The organism is Streptomyces sp. NPDC059477 (assembly GCF_042749375.1).
Classification (GTDB): domain Bacteria; phylum Actinomycetota; class Actinomycetes; order Streptomycetales; family Streptomycetaceae; genus Streptomyces.
Window position 1 is genome coordinate 1 of sequence record NZ_JBHYUG010000037.1, and the last position, 5,563, is coordinate 5,563.

6 protein-coding genes are annotated in these 5,563 nt (G+C 73.3%); all 6 read right to left on the reverse strand.

The window, feature by feature from the left end:
• Positions 1 to 89: 89 nt before the first annotated feature.
• The 6 genes from ACFXAZ_RS19760 to ACFXAZ_RS19785 all read right to left on the reverse strand — a co-directional run bounded on the left by ACFXAZ_RS19760 (position 90) and on the right by ACFXAZ_RS19785 (position 5,360).
• The gene (locus ACFXAZ_RS19760; RefSeq protein WP_384592512.1) at positions 90 to 1,004 is read right to left on the reverse strand and encodes a rod shape-determining protein; all 915 of its coding nucleotides are present in this window, start codon (positions 1,002 to 1,004) and stop codon (positions 90 to 92) included.
• Complete coding sequence (locus tag ACFXAZ_RS19765; RefSeq protein WP_384592712.1) at positions 1,001 to 1,354, reverse strand: TraR/DksA family transcriptional regulator; 354 nt, start codon at positions 1,352 to 1,354, stop codon at positions 1,001 to 1,003. Before ACFXAZ_RS19765 ends, ACFXAZ_RS19760 begins: the two co-directional genes overlap by 4 nt.
• Positions 1,355 to 1,523: 169 nt before the next feature.
• Positions 1,524 to 2,033 carry a flavin reductase family protein gene (locus tag ACFXAZ_RS19770; RefSeq protein ID WP_384592514.1) on the reverse strand — a complete coding sequence of 170 codons (510 nt, stop codon included), beginning with the start codon at positions 2,031 to 2,033 and terminating at the stop codon, positions 1,524 to 1,526.
• Positions 2,030 to 3,247, reverse strand: a complete 1,218-nt coding sequence (locus ACFXAZ_RS19775) for an acyl-CoA dehydrogenase family protein (RefSeq protein ID WP_384592517.1) — start codon at positions 3,245 to 3,247, stop codon at positions 2,030 to 2,032. The genes ACFXAZ_RS19770 and ACFXAZ_RS19775 overlap by 4 nt, the downstream gene beginning before the upstream one ends.
• 219 nt (positions 3,248 to 3,466) lie before the next feature.
• Positions 3,467 to 4,966 carry an aldehyde dehydrogenase family protein gene (locus ACFXAZ_RS19780; protein WP_384592520.1) on the reverse strand — a complete coding sequence of 500 codons (1,500 nt, stop codon included), beginning with the start codon at positions 4,964 to 4,966 and terminating at the stop codon, positions 3,467 to 3,469.
• A 1-nt stretch (position 4,967) separates the two neighbouring features.
• Positions 4,968 to 5,360: a YybH family protein gene (locus ACFXAZ_RS19785; RefSeq protein ID WP_384592523.1), complete on the reverse strand. Its 393-nt coding sequence runs from the start codon at positions 5,358 to 5,360 to the stop codon at positions 4,968 to 4,970.
• Positions 5,361 to 5,563 lie beyond the last annotated feature (203 nt).

Consider the following 5,563-nt stretch of genomic DNA (forward strand, 5'->3'; position numbering starts at 1 on the left):
GCCGCCGCCGGGGGGGGGCCCCCCCGGGGCGGGGGGGCATGGGGGGGGCCGGGGATCGAAGGCTGGGGGCCGGAGGCAGCACGCGGCGATCAAGGGGAGTGCGCGGCGCTGCCTCTGCCCGAGGGGTGGGTGTGTGCGGAGCGCAGGAGCCTCGCGGCGCCCCGGATCGCGGCGGTGTGCGGGGCGGGCACCGGCCGCAGGGGGGCGTGCAGGCTGCCGGAGAGCCGGTGGACGACGTCCGGGCGCCGGGCGCCGCCCCCGGCCAGCAGCGCGCCCCGGGTCAGCGCGTCCGCCGTCAGGGACGTACGGTCCTGCCGGACCATCGAGGCGATCATGGTGACCACCGCCTCGCAGAGGTCCGCCGCAGTGATGTCGCCGTCCAGATCGGTGGTGCCCAGCGCGGTGCGCCGGGCGTCGCAGACCGCGCCGTCGGCCAGCAGCACCACCTCGGTGAGCTGGGCGCCGAGGTCCACCACGAGCAGCGGCAGCGACAGATCCGCGTCGGCGGCGAGCGCGACGGCCCGTGCCGTGGGGACGGTCAGCACCGCGCGCGGCCCCAGCACCTGCACGGCCGTACGGGCCCGCTCCCGGTACGCCGGGCCGTCCAGCACCGGCGCGGTGAGCACCACCAGCGGCCGGGTCAGCCTCGGCAGCCGGTCGCCGAGCAGCCGGTCGAGCATCCGGGCCGTCCCCGGTACGTCGACGATGGCGCCGCGCCGGATCGGGTACAGCGCCCCGGGGAACGTGACCGTCGGCACGTCGAGCACCAGCCCGCGCCCGGCGACCCACACCCGGGTGCGGGCACTGCCCAGGTCCAGGGCGAGACAGCAGCAGGGGCGGCACAGGGGGTGGTCGCGGTGGTGCGGGACGGCGGGGTCGGCCGGGGGCGGACCGGCCGGGCCGCCGACCGGAAAGCCGGTCGCAGAGCTGTCCGGGAATCCGGCTGGCGACCCCGTCGGCGAACCGGCCGGCGAACCCGTCGGGGGCAGGTGTACGGGGGTCATCGCTCGGCCCCTCGCGCCCCGGGGGGCGTCCCGGCGCCGGGCGCGGCCGTCCCCGCCTCCCGTACCTGCTGGCACCGGGAGCAGTAGCGGGCCTGCGGCACGATCAGGAGCCGTTCGCGGTCGATGGGACGCCGGCACAGCCGGCAGCCGCCGTAGCGGCCCTCGGCCATGCGGCACAGGGCCGCCTCCACATCGGCGAGCACCATGCGCGCGGAGGCGGCCAGCTTGATCTGCACCTCGTTCTGCGCCGCGGAGCGCCGTCCGCGCAGATACTCGGCGCGGGGCGCCGCCGCGATCTGCCGGAGCTGCTCCTGGCGGAACAACCGCTGTTCGCGCAGGTTCTCCTGCATCGCGGCGAGATCCTCGGGCGACAGTGGGGCGGCGGCACGGCCGCCCGCGGTCCGGTGGTTCACGACGTCACCTCGTACGGTCGCGGGGGGGGGGGGGGGCGGGCCCTCGGCCGGGCACATCGGTGCGTACGGGGATCGTCACCCGGTCACCTCGGTGCGTACGGGGTCGTCACCCGGTCAGACGGCCGCGGACGAAGAGCAGCGACTCACGGCTCGGGTCCGAGGCCAGTGACACCACCCGCCCGATCAGCATCCAGTGCGAATTGTTCCGTACGGTCCCGTCCAGACGGCACTCGAACCGCGCCACCGTCCCGGTCAGAAGCGGTGCTCCGACCGTCCCCGTCAGATGGTCCACCTGCGCGAACTTGTCCGGGTCCTTCGACGCGAAGAGCCGGGCCGTGGGCGCCTGGTCGGAGGCGAGCACATTGACGGCGAACACTCCGGAGCGTTCGATCGCCGACCAGGTGCGGGAGGTGTCCGCGAGGCAGACGAGCACCTGGGGCGGCTCCACCGTGAGCGAGGTGAACGCGTTGACGGTGCTCCCGTACAGCTCTCCGTCAGCGGCCGTGGTGACGACCACGACCCCGGTGGGGAACTGCGCGCACGCCGACCGGAAGGTGTCGGAGTCGGGCAGCGGCGGCGGCTCCACGATCGGTACGGCCGATGCGGTGCGGGTCATGACGCCGTGCGCAGGGCCGGTGCCCCGCCGGGGTCGAGCCCCATCGAGATCAGCCCCGCCATCTCCGCGCACGCCAGGGAGTTGGGCGGCATGATCGGACCGGTCATGGCGTCGCGGAGCATCAGCTCGTAGCCTCGCTCGCGCATCAGGGAGCTGAGCCCGCCGGCGGTCGTGCCGAGCGTGGAGATCGTATGGATCGCCGTGCCGAGCATCAGCTTCGCCCGCAGGAACGCGGCACAGGTCCCCAGGCTCGGCCCGCTGTTCTCGTCGGCCTCCCACGCCGCGTGGAACATCATCAGCCGCGCCGCCTCGACCTGGGCGGCTATGTGGCCCATGGCGCTGCTGATGGTCGGGTGGTATCCCATCGGCTGGGCGAAGCCCTTGGCCGTCCGCGTCCCGAGCGCGTCCTGGAGCCACCGCGTCATGGCCTCGGCGACACCGAGGTAGCAGCCCGTGTACCCGCCCCAGGAGATAGGGGCCTGCGCCACGATCCAGTTGCCGAGGAAGTCGTCGAACTCGCACAGGACCAGGTCGTCGGGGACGAAGGCGCCGGAGATCCGGACCTGGTTGCTGCGGGTGGAGCGCATTCCCAGCGTGTCCCAGTTGTCGGTGACCGTGACCGCGTCGGTGTCGTCCTGGTGGGTCGGCATCAGGAAGCCGACCACATGGGTCGGGTCGTCCGACCACTGTGGGTGGGCGAACATGAAGGCGTAGTCGCTCTCCTCCCACAGCGAAGCGAACATCTTGGTGCCGCTGATCTCCAGCCCGCCGTCCACCCGACGGGCCGAGAGGGTCGGCACATAGGTGGCGGGCAGCAGGCTGGAAGCGGCCGGCTCGGACAGCGGCGCGCAGATCAGCGCGCCGTCGCCCACCACCAGGTCGGCGACGCGCTTCTTCGCGTCGTCCGGTACGGCGTCGAGAGTGGAGATGATCCGGGTCGCCACGTAGTGCATGTTGAAACCGAGGGCCGTCGACGCGTCGCCCTGGGCGAGCGCTTCGACGGTGGCGAGCCACTGGGTCGTACGGGCCCCGAGGCCGCCGAGTTCGCGCGGGAGCGCGACGCCGTAGAGGCCGGAGGCCCGCAGTCTGGCGAAGTTCTCGGTGGCGGTGGTTCGGTCGCGGTCGTGTTCCAGGGCGCGGGGGGTGAACTCGGCGGCGAGGCGAGCGCCCAGTTCGGCCAGTTCCCGGCTTTGTTCGTCGAGTCCGAAATGCATGATGTCCATCTCCCTGCTGGTCGGTCCGCCGGTGCCCTCGGGTCCATGCCGAGGGGGACGGGTCGGATCTGCACCGGCGTACCTGTCGGATTCACGTCGCAGGACGGTCAGGTCCGCGTCGGAGGACGGGGCAGTCCCACGTCGGAGGGTGGTCGGGTCCGGGTAAGGGGGGTGTCGGGTCCGAGTGGGGTGTGTGTCGGGTCCGGGTGGAGGGATGTGTCACGTCCACATCGGAGGGCGGGTGGTGTCGAGGCTGGTGTGCACGACCTTGGTCGCCGTGTATTCGAGCAGGGTCGCGGCGGCGCCCTCGCGGCCGAAGCCGCTGGCCTTGACGCCGCCCTGCGGTTGGCCGAGCGGTGTCGCGAACCAGGTGTTGATCCAGACCATCCCCGAATCGAGGCGGTCCGCGAGCCGGTACGCCCGGGCGAGATCGGCGCTCCACACCCCGTTGGCCAGTCCGAACGCGACGCTGTTGACCCGTTCGACGACCTCGTCCTCGGAGGTCCACGCCTCGACGGTGAGGACGGGACCGAAGAACTCCGCGCGCGACGCGCTCGTCGTGCCGCCGGGGGACGCGAGGACGGTGGGGCGGTAGTAGCTGCCTCCGGCCAGTTCGCCGGGCATCTCGGGCGGGTAACCGCCCGCCCGCAGCTCGGCTCCCTCGGATACGGCGGACTGGACGCGGGCGGCGACCGCGTCGCGGTGCCGGCCTGTCACCAGCGGCCCGAGCTGGGTGGCCGGGTCGAGGGCGTCGCCCACGGTGATGGCGTCGGCGCGTGCGGTGATCCGCTCCAGCAGTTCGTCGTAGCGGTCGCGGTGCACCATGAGCCGCGACGAGGCGAAGCACACCTCGCCGTTGGCGGCGAAGATACCGGTGAGCACATCCTCGGTCACGGTGTCGAGGTCGGCGTCCGGGCACACCACCATGGCTCCCTTGCCGCCCAGCTCCATGAGAGCCGGGACCAGCCGGGCGGAGACATCGCCGAGGATACGGCGCCCGGTCTCCGTACCCCCGGTGAAGCTCACCTTGGCGACCCCCCGGTGCGATACGAGTGCCTGTCCCACGTCATGGCCGAAGCCGGTGACGACATTGACGACGCCGGGCGGCAGCAGGTCCTGCACGAGCTGGATGAACCGGACCGTGCTGACCGAGGCCAGTTCGGAGGGCTTCACGACGACGGTGTTGCCCGCGGCCAGGGCGGGCGCCAGCTTGTGGGCCACCGAGATCAGCGGCGAGTTCCAGGGGACGATCGCGGCGACGACACCGACCGGGCGGGGGGTGGCGACGACCTGGGCGTTCGGCCCGCAGGGCACGGTCCGTCCGTGCAGGTCCCGGACGATGCCCGAGAAGAAGCGGAAGATCTCCGCGGCCGTCGGCACATCGATCAGACCGCCCTCGCGGATGGCCCGGCCGTTCTCGGTCGCGAGCAGCGCCGGCCAGCTCCGCGCGTCCTCGGTCAGCCGTTCGGCGATGGCCCACAGCAGGGCCTGCCGGGTGTCGAGCGAGGTGTCCCGCCAGGTGGTGAACGCCTTCGCGGCAGCGGCGACGGCGCGGTCCACGTCGTCGGGCGTACCGGCGGCGACATGTGCCCAGACGCGGCCGGTGCTGGGGTCGACGGCGGGGAACGTCCGGTCGGCCCCGACCTCCCGGCCGCCGATGAGCAGGGGCTGCGGTGCGGCCAGGGTGAGCCGCTCGGTGATGGGGGCGGTGGCGGCCATGTCAGAGGCCGAGGTGCTGGGAGTGGAAGGGGTTGTCGATGCGGATGCGCCAGGTGCCGTCGGCGCGGCGGACGAAGACGTTGCTGTCCACGGCGCCCATCTCCATCGGCTCGCCGTCCGGGCCGGTCCCGGTCAGGTGCCACTTGAGGGCGACCAGGGTGATGTCACCGGCTTCGACCCGGTGCAGCTCCTCCACCGTCAGGTGGGGCTTGGTGTCGATGAACTGCTGGAGCGCGCCGCGCAGGGCGGCCGGGCCGCGGACGGCCTCCGTACCCGGGGCGGTGTGGAAGACGGTGTCCTCGTCCCAGCAGGACACGGCGAGGTCGAGGTCTCCGGCGTTCATCGCCTCGACGAACAGCTCGTTCAGCTCGGTAACGCTGTTGTGCGAACCCATCGTGACTCCTGACGGTGTGTGGCTGGATTGCTCACACCGTAGGAGCGGCCGAAGGAGGGTCACATCCCCCGGAACGGGGTTCGGGGGGGGGGGGTGCCCCACCCGCCCCCCCAGGCCCCGGGGTGGGGCGAGGCCCCCCCCCGCGCGGGCCCGCGCGCGCGCCCCCCCGCCGCGCCCCCCCCCCCCCCCCCCCCCCCCCCCCC

Excerpts from the sequence above, each read along its gene's own strand:
- ACFXAZ_RS19760 (WP_384592512.1), bottom strand. The coding sequence starts at position 1,004 with ATGACCCCCGTACACCTGCCCCCGACGGGTTCGCCGGCCGGTTCGCCG.
- ACFXAZ_RS19765 (WP_384592712.1), bottom strand. The coding sequence starts at position 1,354 with ATGCAGGAGAACCTGCGCGAACAGCGGTTGTTCCGCCAGGAGCAGCTC.
- ACFXAZ_RS19770 (WP_384592514.1), bottom strand. The coding sequence starts at position 2,033 with ATGACCCGCACCGCATCGGCCGTACCGATCGTGGAGCCGCCGCCGCTG.
- ACFXAZ_RS19775 (WP_384592517.1), bottom strand. The coding sequence starts at position 3,247 with ATGCATTTCGGACTCGACGAACAAAGCCGGGAACTGGCCGAACTGGGC.
- ACFXAZ_RS19780 (WP_384592520.1), bottom strand. The coding sequence starts at position 4,966 with ATGGCCGCCACCGCCCCCATCACCGAGCGGCTCACCCTGGCCGCACCG.
- ACFXAZ_RS19785 (WP_384592523.1), bottom strand. The coding sequence starts at position 5,360 with ATGGGTTCGCACAACAGCGTTACCGAGCTGAACGAGCTGTTCGTCGAG.